Origin of the sequence: Burkholderia sp. BCC0044 (assembly GCF_902832955.1) — a bacterium.
Classification (GTDB): domain Bacteria; phylum Pseudomonadota; class Gammaproteobacteria; order Burkholderiales; family Burkholderiaceae; genus Burkholderia.
The window spans coordinates 133,168-156,999 of sequence record NZ_CADFDO010000003.1; the positions used below are offsets into that span (position 1 = coordinate 133,168).

The window sequence follows — 23,832 nt, forward strand, 5'->3', positions numbered from 1 at the left end:
CGTCGACGGCCTGCACCGTTACGCAAGCTCGGCGCCGTGGTCAGCCGGCATCGGCCAGCGGTAGCCGATCACTTCGTTCAGCGGATACGCGAGTTCGCGAACTTCTTCCAGCTGGTTACCGCCAAACAGGTGGACGTGCTCATCGTCGTGACGCAGGTAGAACCCGACGTGCCCTTTCCAGCTCGTCGGATCGTCACGCGTCAGGATCGCGATGCAGCCATAGACCGGGCGCTCCAGCGGTTTGCCCCATTCGAGCCATGAGCGCGCGAGCGCGGAGCCGGTGCCGCGGAATCCGGCGTGCGCCATGCACCAGTTCACGAACGACGAGCACCAGGAAATCTTGTCGTCGTAGCCAACCAGGTTCGTCTGGTTGTTGTATTCGACGATGCGCGGGTTGATGCTGCCCGGCGGATGGCGGCGGATGCCGAGTTCGGCCAGCGCGACGGGCATCCAGGGTGGATGGACGGCTTTCACTTTGCTCTCAGGGTTTGATAGGGTCACGTCGTTCTCGGAAACGTGTCGGTGTTGTTTCGCTCAATCTTCGCACGAATATGGCGAATCCACGACGCCCTTCACAGATGACGATTTCCGTCGACTCCCCCCGTATCATGGAGGCAGCGCCCTCGACTCCCTGCCCGCCATGCGCATCACGCCCCTGCCGCCCCTTCAGTGCCTCATCGCGTTCGAAGCCGCCGTGCGGCACGCGAGTTTCACGAAAGCCGCCGCCGAACTGCACCTGACCCAAAGCGCGATCAGCCGCCAGATCCAGCAGCTCGAGGAATTCCTCGGCCGCTCGCTGTTCGTTCGCGAACACCGTTCGCTGCGGCTGACGATCGCCGGCGAGCAATACGCGGCCCAAGTCCACCATCTGCTCACGCAATGCGCGGAAGCCACGCACGACGTGATGAAACCGTACGGCGACCTCGAACTGACGATCGCGTGCTCGTCCGGCGTCGCGCTGCTGTGGCTCACGCCGCGGTTGCCGAACTTTCGCGCCACGTATCCGAACATCAAGCTGCGCCTGATCGTGCGCGACGGCCTGGCATCGATGTCGCCCGCGGAATTCGACGTCGGCGTCTACTACGTGCGCCAGCAGGCGCCGGCCGAATACACCGCACGCCGGCTGTTCGACGAAGAAGTGTTCCCCGTCTGCGCGCCCGGCTATCTGGCCGGCCGCACGCTCGATGCGGCCGATCTCGCGAACGAAACGCTGCTGCGCCTCGAAGACGGCCAACGCCAATGGATGTCGTGGTCCGAATGGTTCGACATCAACGACGTCGACCGGCAGAAGGCGCAGCCGCAGGACATCACGATCAACTCCTATCCGCAGATCGTGCAGATGACGATTCTGGGTCAAGGCGTGTCGCTCGGCTGGCGCTACATGATCGACGCCTGCATCGAAGCCGGGCTGCTCGTGCGCGTGACGGAAGCGTCCGCGAGCCACGGCGGCGGCTATTACGTGATTTCGCCGAACGACCGCGCGCAGAACCAGGCCGCCCGCCTGTTCACCCGCTGGCTGTTCGAACAGGCGGAGCAGCAGACCGCGCCCTGAATGCCCGAGTGCGACGCATGCGTGCAGCGCATGCAGGCATGCGAATCTTTCGTTTCAGAAAAAAATCCGGCTTTCCTTAGCATGGGATTCACGCGGGGCAGCCGTCCCGTCTTCGGACTTCTGACAAAGGAAGAGACCATGCAAGGAACGCTTTCCCCGCGCGCCGCGCCTTCCGTCGATGCGGCGGTGCAACAGCGCCGCCGCGCCATCGTCGCGACCGTGATCGGCAACGGCCTCGAATGGTTCGACTTCACCGTCTACAGCTTCTTCGCGGTGATCATCGCGAAGCTGTTCTTCCCGACCGGGAACGAGCTGACGTCCGTGCTGCTCACCGTCGCGACGTTCGGCGTGGGCTTCTTCATGCGGCCGGTGGGCGGCATCGTGCTCGGCGTCTATGCCGACAAGGTCGGACGCAAGGCCGCGCTGTCGCTCACGATCCTGCTGATGGCGGCCGGCACCGCGCTGATCGGGATCGCGCCCACCTACGAACAGGCCGGCATCGCCGCGCCGCTGATGATCGTCGTCGCGCGGCTGCTGCAAGGCTTCTCGGCCGGCGGCGAGATGGGCGGCGCCACCGCGTTCCTCACCGAATACGCGCCGCCGGAGAAACGCGCGTATTACTCGAGCTGGATCCAGTCGAGCATCGGCTTCGCGGTGCTGCTCGGTGCGGCCACCGGCACGTTCGTCACGACGTCGCTCGACACGCAGGCGCTGCATAGCTGGGGCTGGCGACTGCCGTTCCTGCTCGGGATCGTCGTCGGGCCGGTCGGCTACTTCATTCGCAGCCATATCGACGAGACGCCCGCGTTCAGCGCCGTCGAATCGCAGGCGAAGGAAAGCTCGCCGCTGAAGGAAGTGCTGCACACGTATCCGCGCGAGACGTTCGCGAGTTTCTCGATGGTCATCCTGTGGACCGTCTGCACCTACGTGCTGCTGTTCTACATGCCGACCTATTCCGTGCGCACGCTGCATCTGCCGCAATCGACCGGCTTCACGGCCGGCATGGTCGGCGGCCTGATGATCATGTGCTGCTCGCCGATCGTCGGCCGACTCGCCGACGCGTGGGGACGGCGCGTGTTTCTCTCCGGCTCGGCGCTCGCGATCCTCGTGCTCGCGTGGCCGATGTTCTCGTGGATCAACCATGCGCCTGGGTTCGCGTCGCTGATCGTGTTCCAGGCCGTGTTCGGCCTGCTGATCGCGACCTATACGGGGCCGATCCTCGCGGCGTTCGCGGAGCTGTTTCCGACCAAGGTGCTGTCGACCGGGTTATCCGTTGCGTACAACTTCGCGGTGACGATCTTCGGCGGGTTCGCGCCGTTCCTGATCACGTGGCTCATCGCCCGCACCGGCAGCAACATGGCGCCCGCGTTCTACGTGATGCTCGCGGCGGCCGTCAGTTTCGTCGGCACGCGCTTCGTGAAGAATGCGAAGTGTGCGGCCGCAACGACTCGATAAGGATATTTCTCCATGACCATTACCGTGCTTCAAGGCGGCAACGTGCTCGACCTCGAACGAGGCGTGTTGCTCGAACATCATCATGTCGTGATCGAAGGCGAGCGGATCGTCGAAGTCACCGATCGGCCGGTGGATTTGCCGAATGCGCAGGTGATCGACGTGCGCGGCAAGACCGTGATGCCCGGGTTCATCGATTGCCATGTGCATGTGCTGGCGTCGAGTGCGAATCTCGGCGCGAATGCGACGCAGTCGAATATTCTCGCGGCAATTCGGTCGCTGCCGATTCTCGATGCGATGTTGTCGCGTGGGTTTACCAGTGTGCGGGATGCGGGGGGTGCGGATTGGAGTTTGATGCAGGCCGTTGAGACGGGGTTGATTCCGGGGCCGCGGATTTTTCCGTCGGGGAAAGCGCTGTCGCAGACTGGCGGGCATGGGGATTTCCGGCCTCGGGGCGATGTGCTGGAGCCTTGCTCCTGCTGTTTCAGGACGGGGGCGATTGCGCGGGTCGTCGATGGTGTTGAAGGCGTGCGGCTCGCCGTGCGTGAGGAGATTCAGAAAGGCGCGACGCAGATCAAGATCATGGCGTCAGGCGGCGTGGCTTCGCCGACCGATCCGATCGCGAACACGCAGTATTCGGAGGATGAGATTCGGGCGATTGTTGATGAGGCTGAAGCCGCGAATACTTATGTGATGGCGCATGCGTATACGGGGCGCGCGATTGCGCGGGCTGTGAGATGCGGCGTGCGGACGATCGAGCATGGGAATCTTGTGGATGAGGCGGCTGCGGCGCTGATGCATGAGCGGGGGGCGTTTGTGGTGCCTACGCTTGTTACTTATGACGCGTTGGCGAAACACGGGGCGGAGTTTGGGATGCCTGCCGACTCGGTGGCGAAAGTCGCTTCCGTGCAGCAGAAAGGACGCGAGTCGCTCGAGATCTATGCGAAAGCCGGGGTGAAGATGGGGTTCGGGTCGGACCTGCTCGGCGAGATGCATGCGTTTCAGTCCGGGGAGTTTCGGATTCGGGCGGAGGTGCTGGGGAATTTGGAGGCGCTTAGGTCAGCGACGACGGTGGCGGCGGAGATTGTGAATATGACGGGGGAGCTTGGGGTGGTTGCCGTGGGGGCGATCGCCGATCTCGTCGTGCTGGATGGGAATCCGCTTGAAGATATTGGCGTCGTGGCCGATGAAGGCGCGCGAGTCGAGTATGTGTTGCAGCGGGGAGCAGTTGTGAAGCGGCGTGCCAGTGGGCGGTGATTTGACGCCATTCGGGTATTTCGGCAGGCGCGATGCGGCCTCACGGGCCTTGCGGTCGTGACAGTTGTTGAAGGTCGCTTTGGGTGCAAGTCGCGGCGTTTGCGGCAATGGCCGGGGCGGTGTCGCCCCGGCTTTCAATCGCGTTCCGGAAATGCTTGCGCTCCACCCATTAGAGCCGCAGCAAGCGGCCCTAGCAGGTGTTAGAGCGGCGACGGTCCACGGTCAGGATCGTGGTACGGCTGCTCTCGCAGCGCCAACTGGCTGTAGTCCGGCGTGATCGTGATCGATCGGTCGACATCGCTGACTCTCAGATACACGCGGTCGCCCGGCTTGAAGCCGAAGATCTTGAAATTGATATCGATCGCCTTCATCCACGGCAGATACGGCCAGCCACGCTTGGGAAGGTCCGGGTAGTTGCGCAGGACCAGCTCAAACGTCTTCTGCATGTTGACGGGTTTGTTCTTTCTACGACGTGGCTTAGTATTGGCGTCAGCCATTTCCGACTCCTGTGATGAGTTGGTGGTGGTCAGCGGGTCGTATGGGTTGCCGCCCATGCGGCCCGCGCTTCTTTGATGCCTTGGGTTTCCCCTTCTTTCTCCCCTCTTCGCTGGGTCTTGTTGGGCAAGACGGCTTTATTTCGACCATCGGGGCGGAGGGGGCCGCGTTCCACTTCCGATGGCGAGAAGCAAGGCTTCATGACCAGTGTAGTCGGGCTGGCATCTCAGAAATGGGGAAATGAGGGGATTGGCCGTTAGGCATAGGTGTGCGCCACGTTGGACGGTCTCAGCCCGACGCCCAGCGGTCGGGCACAACCATCCAGAGCGGAAGTTCAGGACAGTGCCACCGGGTGGCTTCTTGGTTCCGACTATAGGAAAAACTCAATCCTTATTGGAAAGCGCTACCTGTGCTGGAAACACTGTTCGTGATCCCGTTTGACGCGGGAGAGAATACGCAGCAAAGCGGCTAGGATTCACGTAAGATGGCAGGACAATTACTCAATCTTTCATTTCCGACCACATGCTATCCGTTCTCGAAAAGTGCGAGCAGGCTGACCTTGAACAACTAAGCAAGATACTTGAAAGCTATGTATCGTTCACCGATGATAAGAAAAGGAAGAGCCTATTATCGCAGAGCGGTGCAAGTACAGCAGCTAGAAAAGAACTTCTATTGCTTCTAGAAAAGCAAATTCGCTACTACGGCTCATCTGATGTTGCCTACGTCGCTCGGCAACTGGTCGGTAGAGACCCTGGAGTGACGTCCGAAGAATTAATAAAAGACGTTTGCGAAAAAATCAAAGTAAAAATAAAAATGGGCGGAAGCATTGAAACGCTCCTTGAAAGGCTTGTTCTTTCTACCGTGGAAAAAGAGCTCACGGCGAAATCTCCCGAAGAGTTGGCTGCATATTTCGATACGCAAGGACTCAACGAAAAACAGAAAGAAGCGATACGAAGAAAGATCGAGTCTGAAGGTAAGCTTGCTGCGCTACCTGCCCTCTATGCAGTTCTGGGCGAGAAAGTAGCAATGGGGATCATTCAAAGCATAGCCATTTCAGTTCTTGCTGCCATTATTGGCAAGGAGGCTGCCGCTGCTCTTGTCAAGCAACTGGTATCGAAGTTACCCGGGCAAGCGTTGGGTCCAATAATTTGGGCAGTGTCTGCAGCATGGGTAGCATTCGATTTGCAGTCGACAGCATTTCGCAAGACTATTCCGATATGCCTCTATCTCGGTATCGTATCGTTGCGCGACGGAGCAGAGGATGCCAAGCAACACGATGATGATAGTGACTCTTGAATGACAAACCATTCTTCGTGCTCCAATCTTCATTTATTGATGCCTCTTCGATACGACGTACAGACACGACAATGAGCAAACCGCGAACACTGGAAGGATCTGTCTGGCGGCTGTGGGATTTCCATTGCCATACACCTGCCTCATATCATTGGAAGGGCAAGAAGTTGCGCGGTTTGGCCGGCGCGGATAGAGAGCAGCTTATCGCTCAAACTGTCGGAGCCATGGCGACGGCCTCTCCTGATGTATTCGTGACGATGGACTACTGGACCTTTGACGGATACCTAGCCATCACCGAGCACGAAAAGAAGCATCCGGGCGCACTTGCCGGCAAGGTCATCTTTCCGGGTATTGAGCTGCGTGTTGAGAGCTCATTGAAGCATCGGCTGAACGTACACCTGATACTTGATCCTAGAGTGTCGCCGCAGACGCTAAAGGACGTCCTGGCGATCCTGAAGATCAACGTAAAAGACGGTAACCGTTCCTTAAGTGACGAATGCCTCGTTCAGCATTCTCGTGAGCTAGGTTCCGATCGGCTGAAGAAAGGTAGCTTCGACGAGAAGAAGGTGGCCGACGACGACGAATATGCCTTGGAGGTTGGCTGGCAAACTGCCATGGTCACCCAAGAGTCGCTCAGCGAAGCCCTGAAAGTGGTCGGTGACCGCGGCCTGCTCCTGATGCCGTGGGACACTTATGGCGGCCTCTTGGAGATCGACTGGGTAGCCCACTACGCCGAGGTGCGTCGATTCCGGACAGCCGCGGACATTTTCGAGTGCAAGGACGAAGGTAATCGCCTAGCCTTTCATGGCGTCAAGAATAGTCTGAACGAGAAGTACTTCGACAGCTTCTGGGGCTCTCTGGACAAGAAGGCGCGTCTGTGCGTACGAGGAACCGACGCGCACAGCTTCAGCGAATACGGCGTATTCCCGAGCAACATGAAAACTTGGATCAAGACCGAACCCACGTTCCAAGGGCTGCGCCATGCCATCAAGGAGCCAGTGTTTCGCTCGTACATTGGGGCCATCCCGCCGAAGAAGGCATTTGTCGACGCCAACGGGCGCCTCTTCATGGACCGCCTGCAGATATCCACAACGGCGGGCGTCAAGACGGCTGAGAAGTGGTTCAGCGGCACCGATCTGAAGCTGAACCCCGATTTGGTGGCCATCATAGGTAACAAGGGCTCAGGCAAGAGCGGCTTGGCCGAGGTGCTCGCCTTGGCCGGCAATTCCAAGGCACACGACTTCTTTACCTTCCTGGTGAACGACCGCTTCAAAAGCGGCAGCGGTCATCGTGCAGGCGCCTTTGAGGCGAAGCTGTCCTGGCGCAACGGCGATGTAGACCAAGTCACGTTGGATCAGCAGGCAAAGTCGGATAAACCAGAACGGGTCAAGTACATATCGCAAACATATTTCGAGGAGCTATGCAACGACCACATCACCGGCAAATCGGATCGCTTCGGCACCGAGATTCGTAAAGTCTTGTTCTCGCATTTGGATCCGGCAGACCGTGGCAGCCATCAGAACCTAGACGAGTACCTTGCTACCGCAGAACAGCCTACCCAAGAGAGGATAGAGGGCTATCGCCAAGCGTTGCGCAAGGTCAATGCACAGCTCGCCGAGCTGGAACGCCAATCGGGTGCCGCTCACGAGAATGAACTTAAAGAGAAACTTGCATCCAAGAAGCTCGAGCTGGGTGACCTTCAAGCGAAAAAGCCTGCCGAAGTTCTGAAACCAACTGATGCCGATGCCGCCGCCACGCCCTCAGCCGAATCTCAACGTCTGGCAGCCATTGCACAGGAGCTTGCTCAACTGGAAGTGGCTACGACTGCAGCGGAAGCTGCGCGGCGAGGACTGGTCGAGCGGAGGACGACGCTCTCAAGCGTTAGCCAGCGGCTGACGGCATTTGAGCAGCAGGCAGCCAAGACTAATGAAGACCTACTGGCTGAGTTGCAAAAGGTCAATGTGACCTTCCAGCACGTGTTGAAAGTTGAGACCCAACGGGATCTTATCGAGGATGTTCTCAACGCCTCGGAGGCCGAGCTTGGCGGGTTGGCCATCGAGCAATTAGATCGCGTCGCCAAGCAGCAGGCACTGGTGGCGGAGCGCACGCAACTGCAGGAGCAACTCGACCACCCCAACAAGCTCTACCAAGAATACATGATCCAGCTCACCACATGGAGCAAGGCCGTCAAGGCCTTAATTGGCACGGCTGAGGAAGCTGAGACGATGGCATTCTACGAGGCTCGGCTTGCAGAGCTGGCTACGTTGCCTGGCCGCTGCAAAACTCTGGAGGATGAACAGGACAAGTTGGTGAAAGAAATCCACGCAGAGCTAATGGCCATCGCGAAATCACGACAGCAGCTGTTCGCGGTCGTGGAGGAACTGGTTGCCGGTGTCCCTGGCGTCGCGGCTGAGCTCAAGGTGGAGTTCCAAAGTGCCCTCTTCTTCGACCGGCAAGCCTTCGTCGAAGGGTTCTTTGCACTGGTCAAGCAGAACACGGGTGGCTTTCGCGGTGACGAGGGTCTGGTAAAGCTGGTGGCGCTGCTGCGGGCAATCGATTTCAACGATGCCGAGAGTCTGTCCAGAGGGCTCAGAGATATCCGGACGACGATCACTGCCGGCGTGGAACAGCCTGGCGCCGCATTGCTATCAATTCTTCGAACCAAGGTCACGGCAGAACAGCTGTATGAGCAGCTCTTCGACCTGAAGCAGGTGGAAGCCAAGTTCTCGCTGAGCCTGGCCGGAACCAACATTCAACAGATGTCGCCAGGCCAACGCGGGGCGCTGCTGCTCATCTTCTATCTGTTGGTAGACACCGATCCAACGCCGCTCATCTTGGATCAGCCAGAAGATAACCTGGACAACCAAACGGTCTATTCCATGCTGGTCCCCATAATCCAGCGCGCCAAGGAGCGTCGGCAGATCATCATGGTTACCCACAACGCCAATCTAGCAGTATGCTGCGACGCCGAACAAATTATCCATGCCGAATTCAATCGAGGCGACCAGTTTGCTCTAGCGTATGCGTCTGGCGCCATCGAGAGCTTGGAACTGAATCGCTCTGTACTGGATGTCCTGGAAGGAACGACGCTAGCGTTCGACAACCGGCGAGACAAGTATTTTCACTGACCAGAGCACTCGACGCATAAGCGTTTGAAGATTTATTGAGCCGCTCGACCAAGGGAGCGTACCGTACTAGCAGGACCTATCCGCGATTTCGCGGGCGACGCATATCATGAGGTGTAAAAATCATGGATATGCCGATGAAGAAGAAAAGGCGAACTGTCGCGCGTCAGGCAGCGGCCCGCGGGCCGCTGCCCGAACTGCCCAAGGAACTGCTGGATCAGTTGGTCAACCGCCTCACCCCCCAAAAAATGCGGACAGGTTCAGACTAACCGGAGCAGATACGGTCAACCGTTAGTGATCCATAGCAGTTACTAGAACCATCTCAGTTACGATGGCAGGTCGTAGAGCGGCCATTCCGCGCTGTCAGGTGAGGATACGCAATCGGCCACAACGACCGCGCGCGGGCACGTCTTCGGTCAGGTTCTCGGCCATCGCCGGAGCAATCGACTTTGAAACTGTCGGCCGTTATGAGACCTCGAATCGATGAAGACAAGGCAGATTTGGTGAACCGCCGCTACATCGACCTAGATCACTGGAAGACGAACCTGCCCGAACCTCCAGTCGCCTGCGCGATCCGATCATACAGAGCTAACGGCTTGCCAAACTGGTCGAATCCAATCAAAGGTTGAACCTTGCTCCAGCGAAGTGGCCCTTAAAGGGAATTCCCTAGAAATTGCCTGCCCGCCCCGGCTTGCAGTGCGAGCAGTATGCTTCCTAGCGAACGCGCCGATAACATTAAAAGTTTGCTGCTGTGACGAAAGTCAGATGGCCCAGCATCCTTTTGATTTCATCGGGAGTAGAGTCTTTCGGACATCGATCAAGGAATACCGAAATCTCAGTAAATATCGCATTATCGAAATTTTCCCATTCCGCATATTTATAATCAAACCTACTCAAATCGCATACCATATATGTAAACCTTGCCTTCCCTTTATTAAGGATGCGATAGCGGCGCCTCCCTCCGACAACAGAAACCTCAAAGTGATCCGAATAGATATCATAGTGCGGATGAACGATCCTATAATCGCCGCTCTTATTTGGAAACGCCGATCGCTTGGCTGCTTCCCCATTTAGAACATCACAGTCATCCTTTGGAGTGTTGCACTCCTTGCATGCAAGGCACAGATTCTCCGGCTCAAAAACAAACTTTGGATATAATGATTTCGGAAGGATATGCTCAACATCCCACACCATTCCATGCTTCTCTTTTTTTTCGATTCTGCAATAAGCACAACGATATGATTGCTCGCCAAGATAGTGCTCACGGATCTCCTTTCTGACCTCCTGAATTTCCTTTTCAGTAGAGTTCCAAATTTCGTGATTTATTCCATCGTATTTTTGAACAAATTTGGCCACCTTGCCAGTATATTCTATCTTTTTCATGTCACTGGGCGAGCATTCGTGCTTGATGAAGAAGATGTCGAACAGGATCCGATTCGTCAATGCGCTCTTCGACGGCGGCTATACTTTGAAGTTTTTGCAAATCCTCACTAGAAAGCTTTTGACCATTTGTGAGTTTTGAAATTACTGAAATTAAGACCCTAATTATGTACTCATTCTTAAATCCAGGCTCATGAAAAATCTCTGTTAACTGAAAATCAGCTGACTTTCTCGCATATTCACGCGCATGGAGAAGAATCCCCTTTTCCAAGTCGGAGACAAATCCGTTATCTGACGAAAGTCCAGCAACGACTTGTGGAGAGTGCGTGGCAATAAGGAAATGGCACCCCCGATAACGAGAAAAAGCCTCTTGGATGATTCCGATGAATTCCGCTTGCCACCTCGGATGCAGACATATCTCGGGCTCATCTATACAAATGAGAGAGTTATCCTTTATCGCTCCAGCCAGCCCGATAAACATCAGCAGCATGCACTGCTGTCCAGAACTGGCTTGCTGGAAGGGGATCTTGTTCTTGGAAGACTTCTCAAAAAGATTAAGTCGAGCAATTCTCAGAAATCCGGATTTCAGCAGCGCGGGCACATGGCGATTGAATTCCTGCTCCTCATCGCTGAACCACTTCTCTCGAAGCAAATCAAACATGAACGACGCAGCCCTCTCTTTTTTAAATCTACGCTCCCAATAAACCATCGATTCGTATAATTCTTGCAATTCCAAATTGGCATCCTCTCCGCCGGATCGATACAACTCGGACTCGTTTATATGCTGGTAAAACAAGTCCTCAACCGTCATGCCATCTGCTTTGCTTTCACGAAAACTGGGGGTAAATTCGATTTGGATGTGCGGCCGAAATCCAACATACTGCAAAATACTGCCAAGCAACCAAAACTTCGATCCAAATTTATCTTCGTTACCAAAAAGTAGAGAAAAACCCTTCGACAACGCTCTGGTCGGCACTGATCGAATACCACCAAGACCGAAGTAATGATACTCAGATCCCGGAAAATCCTTTTTCCTCAACAAAATATCGGGATCCGGGAATTTATCAAACCGACTATTTGAAATAGCGATAACCCTACGCGGAACCTCCCCTGAATCGAAAGACGTAATCACTTCTTTACGCGGACCAGCATCCCTATGAGGGAATACGAAAGCATTTACAATCTTGCAGAGTGCCCGTGTTTTCCCTACGGCATTTTTCCCGACAAGCATCGTGAATACGTTGTCGTCACCTGCCACTGGATGACTTACTTCTATCAGTTTTTCCCCTATTGCCAGTTTTTGCACCTGGAATTTCATGTTTTACCCGATTGTTGAGCGTCGTTGTTGTAAGGATCCGCGTCAGATTTTAGCCGCAAATAGACATTAGGGTACAGCCACGGCCTGACTCGGCACCAGTGGCTCGTGGCGAGCCGGATAGTTTGACTCACTCGTGATATACGCGTTGCGTAGGAACCGCTGCTTACGATCTCTTTCGGACGTCTGAACCTCCGGCAGACGACACACATGAACGGCCGTTCCTAGCCGAACACGGATAATGGTCCAGCAACCGGTACCGCGACAGTGCTTCCCATTGAATAATGTCATTCAGGATAAGAATCCGTCGGCGATCCGACAACCTTCGCCCCAACCGCAGCAATGACAGCGACGAGCACCAACGGCCAATGCCTCAACCTCTTCGATCTCGAAATGCGTTTCATTTCTATAAACTCCGCTAAATTCGGCACCAACAAGCAAAAACGGCTACCGTGACCCCACGGTAGCCGTCCCTCACACCCCAATCCCGAACCCCAAATCAACCCCCTTACTCATCCACCTTAAAAGCCGAAACCAGCTTGGTCAATTCCGCCGCCTGCTGCTTCAAACTCTCCGCCGCTGCCGCACTTTCCTCGACCAAAGCCGCATTCTGCTGCGTCATCTGATCGAGCGACTGCACCGCGTCCCCAATCTGATCGATCCCGGCACTCTGCTCCAGGCTAGCCTCTGCAATCTCGCTCATCATCGCGCTAACGCCCTGAACCTGCGCAACAACATCGCTCATCACCTTCCCCGCCTCACTAACGAGCCGCGACCCGGCGCCCACCGTCCCCGCGCTATGCTCGATCAGCGATTTGATCTCCTTCGCCGCCTGCGCACTACGCTGCGCGAGATTCCGCACCTCCGAAGCGACAACAGCAAACCCACGCCCCTGCTCCCCCGCTCGCGCCGCCTCCACCGCAGCATTCAACGCCAGAATATTCGTCTGAAACGAGATACTGTCGATCATCACGATGATCTCGGAGATCCGCTGCGACGCGTCGCTGATCTGCTCCATCGTCGTCACGACTTCACCCACCACCTGCCCACCCCGCGCCGCCGTATCCGCCGCACCGTTGATCATCTTCGCCGCGGTAGTCGCCGTCTCGGTGTTGTTGCGCACCACGGCCGTGATCTCTTCCATCGACGAAGCTGTCCGCTCAAGGTTGCTCGACTGCCCTTCGGTGCGTTCGCTGAGATCCGCATTCCCCGAAGCGATCTGCGCCGACCCAGTCGCGATCGAAGCCGAAGCCGCACGAATCCGGTGAACCAGCGTCGATAACGACGACACGAACCGATTGAACGCATCCGACAACTGCCCGATCTCGTCCTCGCTCTCCACCGTCATCCGGCGCGTCAAATCGCCCTGACCGCTAGCAATCTCCGACAGCAACGTAGCCGCCCGACGAATCGGCGCAGCAATCGCGCGCCCCACCAGCCAGATCACGAACAACGCAACGCCAAGACCAACCACCGCCGCCACAAGCGCCGCACTACGGATCGCACGCGTCACCGGCCCGAGCAATTCGGCCTGCGGCACCTGAACGACCACATACGCATTCAACTCCGGAATGAACGACGTCGCGATAAACCGCGCGCCACCATCACCCTCGTAACTGAGATACGCATACGGCTTGCCCGCAAGCAACGTGGACGACGCATCGCCCGGCATCCCCGGCTCATCCTTCAGAAAATGCTTGCCATCGATCAGCGACGTATCGCGATGCATCATGATCGCGCCGTCGGGGCGCACGAGGTACGCAAACCCGGTCTCGCCGATCCGGTAAGCCGATATCCCCTTCGCGAGCGCATCGACGGACAGGCTCATGCTCGCCGCGCCGATCGGCACGCCGTCGAGTTCCACGCGGCTGTTGATGAACATCATGTAGCCGCCGACGGTCACCTCGCGGTCCATGTTCACGTCGTACGCCTTGCCCGACGACAGGAAGCTGGTCAGCCACTGATCCTTGTCGGTCACCTTCCGCTGCAAGCCGGCTTCGTTGTAGTAGTTGCCGCTCTTCACCGACACCCACTGCACGGAGGCAGCCTTCTGCTCGTCCTTCACGTTCTTCGCGAGCTGGATCCAGTTACGCGTGCCGGCATCGGGTTCGCCGTCGGCTTCCCATTGCAGCAGAAACGCATCACGCGCGAGAATGCGCGACGCGGCGATCGGGCCGGCCATCTGGCGCTGCACGTCGGCGCGGATGCCGTTCACGGCGGTCGGCAGCTCTTCGCGGACGACGCGATCGCGCACCGCGTTGCCGATCAGACGAACGCTGAGCCCGCTCGAAATCGCGACGAACACGAGCAGGCAACTCGTCATGCTGAGAATCAGCTTGTTCTGAATGGAAAGCTTGCGCCAGAAATGCATGGGGAACCCTCGATAACCGCTCGGTCTGAGCCAGATTGGGTTATCGGCAGGCACGCGCAGAACCGCATCGCTGATTTCAGATAGCGATCATTCGAGATTCGTTATGTTGTTGATGGATAGGCATATGCGGCCACCTATATGCACGGCGAACAACGCAAATACAACGCGCTGATCAGTAAGCAACGAAGATCGTGACGCGCCGGTTCCTTGCCCTCGAAGCAGCATCGTCCCCCGCAACGAGCGGCTGCGTATCGGCCCGCCCGATCGCCGCCAGCCGATGCGGCGCGACACCGCGCTCGGTCAGGTAGCGCACCACGCTCCCCGCCCGCGCCGACGAAAGCTCCCAGTTCGATTCGTATTTCGCGTTTGCAATCGGCACGCTGTCCGTGTGGCCTTCGACGAGGATGTCGCCGGTTGCATGCGCACTCAATGCTTGCGCGATCTGGTTCAGCACCGGCGACGAATCGGGCAGCAAGCGCGCATCGCCGACGTTGAACAGAATCTTCGCGTCGATACCGATCTCGACGCCGTGCGGCGCCTTCACCAGCGAAATGCGTCCATTCGACTTCAACGAATCGAGCAACGCGAGCCACGGCGGCGCAGGGTCGGACTTGGCAACATCGACGGAAGCAGTCGCAGCACCACCAGCCTGCCGCGCAAGCGTCTGATACCGCGCATCGAGCGCGTTGTATTTCGCGAGCTGAAGCACATACAGCGCGAGAAACAGCACCATCAGCGTCGTGATGAGATCCGCGTACGAAATCAGCCAGCGTCCGGACTGCGCGCCTTCGAGTTCGTCATCGTCGCGATCGGCAGCGGATGCGCCGTCAGTTCGAGCAGTCATGCTGTCGGGAATCCGGGTTCGTCATACGGTACAGGTGCAGATACACGCAGGCACAAAGCGCACAAAGCACAGGCACATCACGCCAGCGATTCCGCCGCCCGCCCGCGCACATCGCCGGTCAACCGCGTTTCGATCGTATGCGGCGACTCCTTGCGCGAGATCGCGAGCAAGCCGTCGAGATACAGCTTGCGGAACCGCATCTCGCTTTCGATCTGCGCGCGCAGCTTGCCGTACAACGGCAGGAACACGAGGTTCGCAAACGCGAGCCCGTACAGCGTCGCGATGAACGCCACCGCGATGCCCGGCCCGAGTTGCGCCGGTTCCAGAATATGGCTCGTCACCTGCACGAGCCCGAGCACCGAGCCGAGAATGCCGAATGTCGGTGCATAGCCGCCGGCTTGCTGCCACACGCGCACGGCGGCAAGTCGGCTGCGTTCGTACGCATCGAGTTCGCGCTGCAACGCATCTTCGAGCACCGCGGTCGACACGCCGTTCGCCAGCAGTTCGAGCCCGCGCCGCGCGAACGGATGAATCCCGCTCACGTCCATCGATTCGAACGCGAGCAGCCCGTCGAGCTTCGCGCGGTCGCCCCATTCAAGCAGGTCGGACAGGTTCTTGCGATCGACCTCGCGCGCCCTCACGAACGCGAGCCGCAACTGCTTCACCGCGTCGAAGAAGCGCGCCCACGTGTTCTGGATCATCACCGCGCCGAGCGTGCCGCCGAGCACGATCACGAGCGCCTCGAACTGGAACAGCATCGAGAAATGCCCGCCTTCCAGCGCGAACCCGAACACGATCGCCGCGCCGCCCAGCACCACCCCGACCAGAGTCAACAGATCCATACGCGCCCCCGTATCACGCGTCCGACGACAATGTCGACGCGACAGACGTAGTCGCGCCCGTCGCAGGCGCCTTCGCCGCGCGTACGGCCTCCAGCACGCGCTGCTCGATGTCCTCGATCTCGATCGGATCGAGCTTGATTTCTCGACGCATCACCCACGACACCTCGTTGCGTCGCGCCTCGGTCATCACGGAAAACAGCTTGTCGGCCACCGCGCGATCGTCGAGGTTCGCGATCAGTTTCGCGAGGTCGTACGTATCGAACGCGCTGATCACGTCGAACAGCGTGCGCTGGTCGACCCATACGAGATCCTCGAGCGCGCGCACGTCGCCGCCGCGGCGACCATTGCGGCGCGAGAAGTACGCAACGCCCTTTTGTTCGACGTAGTTGAGCACCTTCGATTTGCGGAACGCGAACACTTCTTCCGCGATCTCGCCGTTCGACAGCTTGCTCAGCAACAGCGTCTTGTCGACGCCGATCAGCGATTCGAGATCGGCCAGTTCGATGAGTTCGAGTTCGCTGTTGATCGACACGTCGAGATCGTGATCGGCGACCTGCTGCGCGCGGTCGATCACGCGTGCGGCGTCGAACGTGACGACCTGGCGCGCATCGGACGACGCCGCGTAGTCGGTCGCGCCGCCGGCAACATCGGCCTGCGCGGCTTCGATCGTGACGAGGTTGAGCTTCTCCATGCGCCGCAGCATCGCAAGCACGTGCGGCCGCGAATGACCGGCAATCGCGCGACATTTGCGGATCACTTCGGCGAGCGGCACGGAAGTCTCGGCCGCATGCGCCTGCATCGGCCGGCGTGCCCACGAGTCGCCCGATTCGCGTGCATCGGCACCGGCCATCAGCGACAGCACATGTGCATACGACAACACGCCCGGCATGAAGTCGGCATGCGTATAGGTCGCGAGCTGATCGTCCTTGCGCTTCACGCGGCGAATCATCGTTCGCACGATATGACGCAGCAGCGCGGACACGCGCTCGATTTCCTCGTCGAGCATGCCGGCCGGCACGACCGTGAGCTGACAGAACGACAGCGCCTTCGCGGTATGTGCGCGCGGTTCGGCGGCGAGCAGCGCCGATTCGCCGAAGAATTCGCCGCGGCCGAGCGTCGCGACGATCACGCGCTTGTCGTCGCAGCGCGTGGACAGCTCGACCTTGCCGTCGGTGATGAGGAAGAGGACGGGCTCGCCCGCGAAGCCCTCCGAGTAAATGATTTCCCCGGGCGCGGCGGTACGCGTCCACGATTGCTGACGATTCACAAGTCGATCCCCCTGCTGCGCTGGTTGTTGCGGACTGTGCGTCGCACGTCTGAAGCATGCGATCGCGAGTCATCCCCGTGACTTGTTTACGTCATCGGGCGCAACGCCCTTTAGGGCATTCGTGCTCGTTTTGAACCGAAATCAAGGTGAAACGTTTGCGGGTTGCATGGGCGCATCGATCGTTCGTTTCGCCCACAGCACATGTAGTGAAATTGAAAGCCCGCCGCGATCGCGCGTCAGGTCAGAACTCCATGTCGAGTTCGTCGATGTCTTCGTGCTCGGCCTTCGCGGTCTCGATCCACTCGGCGACGAACGGATGCGCAAGCACGCGCATGCAGTACTCGGCGACGTCCGATTCGAGCTTCACGTCGTAGGTCAGGAAGCGCGTGACGACCGGCGCATACATCGCATCGGCGATGCCGATCTCGGCGCCAAACAGCCAGGGGCCGCCGTACTCCATCAGGCACTCGCGCCAGATCGTCACGATCCGTTCGATGTCGTGCTGCGCGCGCGACCAGATCCGGAAGCCGGGGAAGTGTCCGCGCAGGTTCATCGGCAGCGCGGAGCGCAATGCGCTGAAGCCGGAATGCATTTCGCCGCAGATCGACCGGCAATGCGCGCGTGCACGCCGATCGTCGGGCAGCAGCCGCGCCTGCGGGTGGATCTCGTTCAGGTATTCGGCGATCGCGAGCGTATCCCACACCGCGTTGCCGTCGTGCGTCAGGCACGGCACGAGGATCGACGGCGACAGCAACAGCAACTCCGCGCGCGACGTCGCATCGATCGGCACGCTGATGGTCTCGAACGAAAGCCCGCTCAGCTTCGCGAGCAACCAGCCACGCATCGACCACGACGAGTAATTGCGGCTGCTGATGGTCAGCGTCGTCTGTACGGTGGATTCCATGTCGCTCCCCTGCTGAATGTCGTTCGTGCCCCTGCACCGTAAACGGACGCGCCGCATGACCGCCCGCACCATGCCTGTGCGGTCCGTTCGCCGAACTGGCGCAACGTCGACGGCATCGCGGCAGGTGTCGCACGCCCGACCGGCAAGGCAACGCCTGGCCTTCGCCCGGCCGTCATCATGTCCCGCGCGCCGCCGCGCTCTGGAACCACGTGCAACGCGCGTGCCAGCCGGCATGCTGGCATACGGCTTGCCTCGTTCCTTGCAATGCGGCGTCACGAGCGACAGTCATGAATCTGCTTGCCTATCCGTTTTATCAATGGTCTGCGGAATGCCTCCGCCCGGCGCGTGCATGGGCAGCCGCCACGCGCGCAACGATGTCGCTGTGGCCGCCGGCGACGTCGACGCCGACGGGCCGCATGGTCGACGCGCTGTGCGAACTGCTCGAATGCTGCGCGTTCTCGCACCGGCGGCCGCCGTTCGGGATCGCATCGATCGTCGTCGACGGCGAAACGGTGCCGATCGTCGAGGAAGCGGCCGCGGCCACGCCGTTCGCGACGCTGCTGCATTTCCGCAAGGCGCGGCCGATCGCGCGCCAGCCGCGCGTGCTGATCGTCGCGCCGATGTCCGGGCACTTCGCGACCCTGCTGCGCGGCACGGTGCGCACGATGCTCGCCGATCACGACGTGTACATCACCGACTGGCACAACCCGCGCGACATCCCGCTGACGGCCGGCCGTTTCGGTTTCGACGAGTACGTCACGCACGTGGTCGACTTCATTCGCCACATCGGCCCGGACGCGCACGTGCTCGCGATCTGCCAGCCGACCGTCGCGTCGCTCGCGGCAGTCTCGCTGATGGCGGCCGGCGGCGATCCGGCGCAGCCGGCAAGCCTCACGCTGATGGCCGGCCCGATCGACTGCCGTGTGAATCCGACGAAGGTCAACGCGCTCGCGACGAGCCAGCCGATCGAATGGTTCGCGCGCAACCTGATCAGCGTGGTGCCGACGGGCTTCGTCGGCGCGCAGCGATGCGTGTATCCGGGCTTCGTGCAGGTGGGCGCGTTCATGTCGATGAACCCGGACCGGCATGCGGCGTCGTTCGCCGATCTGTACTACGAACGCGCGAAAGGCGACCCCGGGAAAGCCGACACGTTGCGGCATTTCTACGACGAATATTTCGCGACGGCCGATCTCACCGCCGAGTTCTATCTGGAAACGGTCGAGAAGGTGTTCCAGCAATACGCGCTCGCACGCGGCGAGCTGACAGTGGGCGACGTGCTCGTCGAACCGGCGGCAATTCATCGCACCGCGCTGTTGACGGTCGAAGGCGAGAAGGACGATATCTGCGCAGTGGGCCAGACGGTGGCCGCGCAGGAACTGTGTTCGGGGTTGCCGTCGTACCTGAAGACGCACCATGTACAGACGGGTGTGGGGCACTACGGCGTGTTCAACGGCAGCCGGTGGGAAACGCAGATCTATCCGATCGTGCGGGCGACGATTCACGACAACGAACCGTACGATCGCACCGTGGACGCGCAAGGCGACGCGAGCGGCACCCACTACGTCACGCTGCGCGCGCTGCTCGATGCGCGCGCAACCGGAATCGATACGGCAACCGACACGCAATCGCATCACGCGCACGCAGCGCCGGTAGCGACACAGTGAATCGCCCCGCCGAAGAGGCGGGGCGACGTTTGCTGCAGCATTCGGACGACGCGCGAGCGAAACTGTTCGCGCGCCGCGCCCGCTCGTTACGAACAAGCCTTGCCGTGCGACGCGTGGTAGCCCTTCGCCTTCGCGTCGGCTTCCGACATGTAGCTGCCGTGCTTCGTCTTGCCGTAGTACTTGTCGGTCGAGCAGTGATAGACCTTCGACGCGTCGTTCGCCCACACCTTGCCCGCGCCGCCGCCCGGCGCTGCGGCCGCGGTCGTCGCAGCGGCGCTCTTCGCGGGGGCGGTGCCCGATGCCGGCGCAGCGGAAGCCGCCGTTGCCGGCGCGGCGGCCGGTGCGCTCGCCGCGGCGGCAGCCGATGCGCCGTACCACGTCTTCACGCCCTTGTGGCCGGCACACGCGCCCTTCTTCGATGCGCCCGAGTAGAACGAGCCGTCCTTGCACAGCCCGGTCGTGCCGGCCGGCGCGCTGGCCGGAACCTGCGCGAACGCACCGATCGACACACCCATGCCGGCGACCAGCGCGGCGATCAACATCGTTTTTTTCATGGTCCTCTCCTGATTTGCCTGAATGATGAAAGCGTCCGGGATCTCCCCGGGAACAGCGACGGTTACCGCACCCAGCGGCACACGCGGTGATGGTGATGATCGAAGTGGCACACGCGGTGCGAATGCGCTTCGGCCAGTGCCGGCGCGAGCACGGCGCAAGCCAGTGCGGTTGCCGTCAGGATCTTCGCGATGCGGTTCATGGTGGAACTCTCCCGGATAGGTCAGCCGGTGGTCCGGCTGGTACCTCCTTAACGTCGGCCGTCGACAGGCCGTGCACCGCACCGGCGTGCAATTGACGATCTTTGACATCGCGTCGCCCATCGACGGCCGAAGCTGACGAACATCTTTCTTTTCTTTCCGGTTGTTCAGCTTCTCGACTGTTTGGAATTCGAAACAATGTGTCGAAACGGACAGCAAACAGCAGGTCGCGAATGTCGGCAGAGCAATAAAAAACCGCCCGAAGGCGGTTCGTCGAAAACGCACACCCGGCCGGCACGCTACGCACCGGCCTCGCCCCACGGCGTCGGCTCCGGCACCGCGCACGGCCCGTCGACGTCGATCGATTTGAAGTCGGCAGGCCCGACGATCTCCAGATACTCCATGTCCGGCGAGTAGTCGAACAGGTAGTGGACGATCCCCGGCGCCTGGTGCACGCAGTCACCGGCGGCCACCAGCGTTTCCTGTTCGCCGTACATGAAGCGCGCCCAGCCCTTCAGCATGATCACGATATGGAACTCGGCCTCGTGGCGGTGCCAGCCGGTGCCCGCCTCCGGTGCATGATTGGCCCTGACAAGTTGCGCGACGACCTTGCCGTTCGTCGCGGCGGCGATACCGAGATCGCGGTACAGAAAGAAGTCGCGCAGGCCTTCGCCTTGATAGGCGGTGTCCTGCGGCTTCACGTGGGAAAAAGCGGTGGTGGTCGGCGTGCTCATCGCGGTGCTCCTTCATCGAAAGGATCACGCGAGACAAGCATTAAGCGTTCCAGTTTTGCGGCGGTGCGAAACGGCGCGCGTGCTTACTTCAACCGCCCCGACAGAAACTGCCCGAGCCGCTCGCTTTTCGGATTCACGAGAATCTGCTGCGGATCGCCCTCTTCCTCGATCTTCCCCTGATGCAGGAAGATCACGTGGTTCGACACGTTGCGCGCGAAACCCATCTCGTGCGTGACGACAACCATCGTCCGTCCTTCCTCGGCAAGCTTCTGCATCACCTTCAGCACTTCGCCCACCAGTTCCGGATCGAGTGCCGACGTCGGCTCGTCGAACAGCATCACTTCCGGCTCCATCGCGAGTGCGCGTGCGATCGCGACGCGCTGCTGCTGGCCGCCCGACAGGTGGGACGGGTACATGCCCTCGACGCGCGGCGCGAGCCCGACCTTCTCCAGATACGTGCGCGCCCGCTCGATCGCCTCGTCACGGCCGACGCCGAGCACGGCCATCGGCGCCTCGATCACGTTCTCGAGCACCGTCATGTGCGCCCACAGGTTGAAGTGCTGGAACACCATCGACAGCTTCGTGCGCATGCGCTGCAGCTGCTTCTGGTCGGCCACGCGCAGCGCGCCGTTGCGGTCGCGCGTGGTCTGGATCGGCTCGCTGCCGATCGTGATCTGCCCCGAGCACGGCTGTTCGAGGAAGTTGATGCAGCGCAGGAACGTGCTCTTGCCTGAGCCGCTCGAGCCGATGATGCTGATCACGTCGCCGGCCTTCGCCTTCATCGACACGCCCTTCAACACCTCGTTGTCGCCGAATTTCTTGTGCAGGTTGTCAACGGTAAGCTTGTACATGCTGGGTCCTTCGTTGCGAATCTTGCGAATGCGTTAATGGCCGCGCGGCGCGAGGTACGCGAGCCAGCGCGTCTCGAGCTTGCGGAACGCCCAGATGAGCGCGAACACGACGACCGCGTACAGCACGGCCGCGATGCCGTAGGCCTGGAACGACATGTACGTCGCCGAATTGACGTCGCGCGTGACCTTCAGGATGTCGGGCACGGTCGCGGTGAACGCGAGTGTCGTCGCGTGCAGCATCAGGATCACTTCGTTGCTGTAGCTCGGCAGCGAGCGGCGCAGCGCGGACGGCAGGATGATGCGCGTATAGAGCTTGAAGCGCGACATCCCGTACGCCATCCCGGCCTCGATCTCGCCGGCCGACGTCGCCTTGATCGCGCCCGCGAAGATCTCCGTCGCATACGCGCATTCGTTCAGCACGAACGCGAGCAGCGTGCAGTTCATCGCGTTGCGGAAGAATGTGTCGAGCAGCACGTGGTCGTGCACGACCTGCAGGCTGTAGATGCCCGTGTAGCACATCAGCAGCTGCACGTAGAGCGGCGTGCCGCGGAATACGTACGTATAAAGCCACACGGGGCCGGAGATCCAGCGGTTCGACGACGCGCGCGCGATCGCGAGCGGTACGGCGAGCGCGAAGCCGAGCGCGATCGACACGACCAGCAGCCACAGCGTGATCGCGAGGCCGCTGAAGCGGTAGCCGTCGGAATAGAGATAGCTTTGCCAGTACTGGCTGACGAGTTCGATCACAGTGCGAGCCTCCGGACACCGACGGAATAACGTTTCTCGAGGTGATGCAGCACGACGTTCGACACCGTCGTGATCGCGAGGTAGATCGCGCCCGCGGCCAGCGTGAAGAAGAAGAAATCGAGCGTGCTCTTGCCCGCATCCTGCGACGCCTTCACGACGTCGGCGAGGCCGATGATCGACACGAGCGCTGTGGCCTTCACGAGCACCTGCCAGTTGTTGCCGATGCCCGGCAGCGCGAAACGCATCATCTGCGGGAACAGGATGCGGTGAAACACGCGCCAGCCGCTCATTCCGTATGCGAAACCCGCTTCGAGCTGGCCGCGCGGCACCGCGAGGAACGCACCGCGGAACGTCTCGGTGAAGTACGCGCCGTAGATGAAGCCGAGCGTCACGACGCCGGCCACGAACGGGTCGATGTCGATCTGATCCCAGCCGAGCAGGTCGGTCACGTTGTTCAGCAGGATCTGGATCCCGTAGAACAGCAGCAGCATCAGCACGAGGTCGGGCACCGCGCGGATCAGCGTCGTGTAGAACGTGCCGACCGATTTCAGCACGCGGTTGGCCGACAGTTTCGCGGCCGCGCCCGCGAGGCCCAGTATCAGCGACGCGGCGAGCGACAGCACCGCCAGCTTCACGGTCTCGACCGTGCCGGCCCACAGCAGCGGGCCAAATCCTTGGAAGATCATGTAAGGGATCCAGAACGATGTGGCTGGATTGTCAACAGCCATTAAGCGCGCATCAAACGAGTTCTGCGCACGACGTGATGCTGCCGGCTCATCAAGCCGGACGCGTCACGCGAAGGGTGTGGCGTGCGCCGCGATCGATGCGCGCCGCACGGGCGGCTAGCCGCCGTCGACGCCGAAGCGAATCGTCGACCCATCCTTGGCGTGCGCACTGACCGCGATGCAAGCGAGGGCAATACCGAGCGCGAGTTTCTTCATGGCGTTCCTGTCAGAGGCGAACTGGGGCGGGTTCCGGTCGGGCTGC

General features: G+C 60.0%; 22 protein-coding genes. 7 read left to right on the forward strand and 15 right to left on the reverse strand.

The genetic code is table 11. The annotated features are described in order from the left end of the window. Positions 1-18: 18 nt before the first annotated feature. A complete protein-coding gene (locus tag HWX14_RS17545) occupies positions 19-450 on the reverse strand; it encodes a TIGR02594 family protein (protein ID WP_175884612.1) in 432 nt (143 codons plus the stop codon). Positions 451-640: 190 nt separating this feature from the next. Between HWX14_RS17545 and HWX14_RS17550 the strand changes: the two genes are divergently transcribed. The 3 genes from HWX14_RS17550 (at position 641) to HWX14_RS17560 (ending at position 4,261) form a co-directional block, all read left to right on the forward strand. Next, positions 641-1,552, forward strand: a complete 912-nt coding sequence (locus tag HWX14_RS17550) for a LysR substrate-binding domain-containing protein (protein ID WP_175883714.1) — start codon at positions 641-643, stop codon at positions 1,550-1,552. A 138-nt stretch (positions 1,553-1,690) separates the two neighbouring features. After that, positions 1,691-3,007, forward strand: coding sequence for an MFS transporter (locus HWX14_RS17555; RefSeq protein ID WP_175883715.1), 1,317 nt, complete (start codon positions 1,691-1,693; stop codon positions 3,005-3,007). A 12-nt stretch (positions 3,008-3,019) separates the two neighbouring features. After that, positions 3,020-4,261 (forward strand): amidohydrolase family protein, encoded by a 1,242-nt coding sequence (locus tag HWX14_RS17560; protein ID WP_175883716.1) that lies wholly within the window; start codon positions 3,020-3,022, stop codon positions 4,259-4,261. A 200-nt stretch (positions 4,262-4,461) separates the two neighbouring features. Here HWX14_RS17560 and HWX14_RS17565 read toward each other — a convergent pair whose 3' ends face one another. Continuing rightward, a complete protein-coding gene (locus HWX14_RS17565) occupies positions 4,462-4,758 on the reverse strand; it encodes a hypothetical protein (protein ID WP_050018303.1) in 297 nt (98 codons plus the stop codon). A gap of 520 nt (positions 4,759-5,278) precedes the next feature. Between HWX14_RS17565 and HWX14_RS17570 the strand changes: the two genes are divergently transcribed. From HWX14_RS17570 to HWX14_RS17580, 3 genes are all read left to right on the forward strand, one after another. Then, on the forward strand, positions 5,279-6,052 hold the full coding sequence (locus HWX14_RS17570; RefSeq protein ID WP_175883717.1) for a hypothetical protein: 774 nt from the start codon (positions 5,279-5,281) through the stop codon (positions 6,050-6,052). Next, positions 6,049-9,177 (forward strand): TrlF family AAA-like ATPase, encoded by a 3,129-nt coding sequence (locus tag HWX14_RS17575; RefSeq protein ID WP_175883718.1) that lies wholly within the window; start codon positions 6,049-6,051, stop codon positions 9,175-9,177. Before HWX14_RS17570 ends, HWX14_RS17575 begins: the two co-directional genes overlap by 4 nt. A 122-nt stretch (positions 9,178-9,299) precedes the next feature. After that, the gene (locus HWX14_RS17580) at positions 9,300-9,443 is read left to right on the forward strand and encodes a hypothetical protein (RefSeq protein ID WP_175883608.1); all 144 of its coding nucleotides are present in this window, start codon (positions 9,300-9,302) and stop codon (positions 9,441-9,443) included. Positions 9,444-9,909: 466 nt separating this feature from the next. Here the strand turns inward: HWX14_RS17580 and HWX14_RS17585 are convergent, their stop codons facing one another. The 7 genes from HWX14_RS17585 to HWX14_RS17615 form a co-directional block, all read right to left on the reverse strand. Next, complete coding sequence (locus tag HWX14_RS17585) at positions 9,910-10,557, reverse strand: HNH endonuclease (RefSeq protein ID WP_175883719.1); 648 nt, start codon at positions 10,555-10,557, stop codon at positions 9,910-9,912. Position 10,558: 1 nt separating this feature from the next. Further along, the gene (locus HWX14_RS17590; RefSeq protein ID WP_175883720.1) at positions 10,559-11,872 is read right to left on the reverse strand and encodes an ATP-binding protein; all 1,314 of its coding nucleotides are present in this window, start codon (positions 11,870-11,872) and stop codon (positions 10,559-10,561) included. 505 nt (positions 11,873-12,377) lie between these two features. Next, entirely contained in the window at positions 12,378-14,240 is a 1,863-nt protein-coding gene (locus tag HWX14_RS17595) for a methyl-accepting chemotaxis protein (RefSeq protein ID WP_175883721.1), read from the reverse strand. Positions 14,241-14,412: 172 nt separating this feature from the next. Beyond that, positions 14,413-15,084, reverse strand: a complete 672-nt coding sequence (locus tag HWX14_RS17600; RefSeq protein ID WP_175883722.1) for an OmpA family protein — start codon at positions 15,082-15,084, stop codon at positions 14,413-14,415. 77 nt (positions 15,085-15,161) lie between these two features. Continuing rightward, entirely contained in the window at positions 15,162-15,926 is a 765-nt protein-coding gene (locus HWX14_RS17605) for a flagellar motor protein (RefSeq protein ID WP_175883723.1), read from the reverse strand. Between the two features lie 13 nt (positions 15,927-15,939). After that, the gene (locus HWX14_RS17610; RefSeq protein ID WP_175883724.1) at positions 15,940-17,193 is read right to left on the reverse strand and encodes a cyclic nucleotide-binding domain-containing protein; all 1,254 of its coding nucleotides are present in this window, start codon (positions 17,191-17,193) and stop codon (positions 15,940-15,942) included. Between the two features lie 241 nt (positions 17,194-17,434). After that, entirely contained in the window at positions 17,435-18,097 is a 663-nt protein-coding gene (locus tag HWX14_RS17615) for a glutathione S-transferase family protein (protein ID WP_175883725.1), read from the reverse strand. A gap of 287 nt (positions 18,098-18,384) precedes the next feature. Here HWX14_RS17615 and phaZ point away from each other — a divergent pair, with 287 nt between their 5' ends. After that, entirely contained in the window at positions 18,385-19,761 is a 1,377-nt protein-coding gene (gene phaZ / locus HWX14_RS17620; protein ID WP_175883726.1) for a polyhydroxyalkanoate depolymerase, read from the forward strand. A gap of 86 nt (positions 19,762-19,847) precedes the next feature. Here the strand turns inward: phaZ and HWX14_RS17625 are convergent, their stop codons facing one another. The 6 genes from HWX14_RS17625 to HWX14_RS17650 all read right to left on the reverse strand — a co-directional run bounded on the left by HWX14_RS17625 (position 19,848) and on the right by HWX14_RS17650 (position 23,531). Beyond that, positions 19,848-20,315, reverse strand: coding sequence for a hypothetical protein (locus tag HWX14_RS17625; protein ID WP_175883727.1), 468 nt, complete (start codon positions 20,313-20,315; stop codon positions 19,848-19,850). A 62-nt stretch (positions 20,316-20,377) separates the two neighbouring features. Then, on the reverse strand, positions 20,378-20,515 hold the full coding sequence (locus HWX14_RS17630) for an HHHH-motif protein (protein ID WP_175883728.1): 138 nt from the start codon (positions 20,513-20,515) through the stop codon (positions 20,378-20,380). A 297-nt stretch (positions 20,516-20,812) separates the two neighbouring features. After that, positions 20,813-21,247 (reverse strand): cupin domain-containing protein, encoded by a 435-nt coding sequence (locus HWX14_RS17635; protein WP_175883729.1) that lies wholly within the window; start codon positions 21,245-21,247, stop codon positions 20,813-20,815. Between the two features lie 83 nt (positions 21,248-21,330). Then, entirely contained in the window at positions 21,331-22,098 is a 768-nt protein-coding gene (locus tag HWX14_RS17640; protein ID WP_175883730.1) for an ATP-binding cassette domain-containing protein, read from the reverse strand. A gap of 33 nt (positions 22,099-22,131) precedes the next feature. Then, a complete protein-coding gene (locus HWX14_RS17645; RefSeq protein ID WP_175883731.1) occupies positions 22,132-22,845 on the reverse strand; it encodes an ABC transporter permease in 714 nt (237 codons plus the stop codon). Next, the gene (locus HWX14_RS17650) at positions 22,842-23,531 is read right to left on the reverse strand and encodes an ABC transporter permease (RefSeq protein ID WP_175883732.1); all 690 of its coding nucleotides are present in this window, start codon (positions 23,529-23,531) and stop codon (positions 22,842-22,844) included. The genes HWX14_RS17645 and HWX14_RS17650 overlap by 4 nt, the downstream gene beginning before the upstream one ends. Between the last annotated feature and the right edge of the window lie 301 nt (positions 23,532-23,832).

Coding starts and splice junctions, on each gene's coding strand:
- HWX14_RS17550 (WP_175883714.1), top strand. CDS start 641: ATGCGCATCACGCCCCTGCCGCCCCTTCAGTGCCTCATCGCGTTCGAA.
- HWX14_RS17555 (WP_175883715.1), top strand. CDS start 1,691: ATGCAAGGAACGCTTTCCCCGCGCGCCGCGCCTTCCGTCGATGCGGCG.
- HWX14_RS17630 (WP_175883728.1), bottom strand. CDS start 20,515: ATGAACCGCATCGCGAAGATCCTGACGGCAACCGCACTGGCTTGCGCC.
- HWX14_RS17580 (WP_175883608.1), top strand. CDS start 9,300: ATGGATATGCCGATGAAGAAGAAAAGGCGAACTGTCGCGCGTCAGGCA.
- HWX14_RS17570 (WP_175883717.1), top strand. CDS start 5,279: ATGCTATCCGTTCTCGAAAAGTGCGAGCAGGCTGACCTTGAACAACTA.
- phaZ (WP_175883726.1), top strand. CDS start 18,385: ATGAATCTGCTTGCCTATCCGTTTTATCAATGGTCTGCGGAATGCCTC.
- HWX14_RS17585 (WP_175883719.1), bottom strand. CDS start 10,557: ATGAAAAAGATAGAATATACTGGCAAGGTGGCCAAATTTGTTCAAAAA.
- HWX14_RS17600 (WP_175883722.1), bottom strand. CDS start 15,084: ATGACTGCTCGAACTGACGGCGCATCCGCTGCCGATCGCGACGATGAC.
- HWX14_RS17615 (WP_175883725.1), bottom strand. CDS start 18,097: ATGGAATCCACCGTACAGACGACGCTGACCATCAGCAGCCGCAATTAC.
- HWX14_RS17545 (WP_175884612.1), bottom strand. CDS start 450: ATGCCCGTCGCGCTGGCCGAACTCGGCATCCGCCGCCATCCGCCGGGC.
- HWX14_RS17650 (WP_175883732.1), bottom strand. CDS start 23,531: ATGATCTTCCAAGGATTTGGCCCGCTGCTGTGGGCCGGCACGGTCGAG.
- HWX14_RS17590 (WP_175883720.1), bottom strand. CDS start 11,872: ATGAAATTCCAGGTGCAAAAACTGGCAATAGGGGAAAAACTGATAGAA.
- HWX14_RS17605 (WP_175883723.1), bottom strand. CDS start 15,926: ATGGATCTGTTGACTCTGGTCGGGGTGGTGCTGGGCGGCGCGGCGATC.
- HWX14_RS17560 (WP_175883716.1), top strand. CDS start 3,020: ATGACCATTACCGTGCTTCAAGGCGGCAACGTGCTCGACCTCGAACGA.
- HWX14_RS17635 (WP_175883729.1), bottom strand. CDS start 21,247: ATGAGCACGCCGACCACCACCGCTTTTTCCCACGTGAAGCCGCAGGAC.
- HWX14_RS17595 (WP_175883721.1), bottom strand. CDS start 14,240: ATGCATTTCTGGCGCAAGCTTTCCATTCAGAACAAGCTGATTCTCAGC.
- HWX14_RS17565 (WP_050018303.1), bottom strand. CDS start 4,758: ATGGCTGACGCCAATACTAAGCCACGTCGTAGAAAGAACAAACCCGTC.
- HWX14_RS17640 (WP_175883730.1), bottom strand. CDS start 22,098: ATGTACAAGCTTACCGTTGACAACCTGCACAAGAAATTCGGCGACAAC.
- HWX14_RS17625 (WP_175883727.1), bottom strand. CDS start 20,315: ATGAAAAAAACGATGTTGATCGCCGCGCTGGTCGCCGGCATGGGTGTG.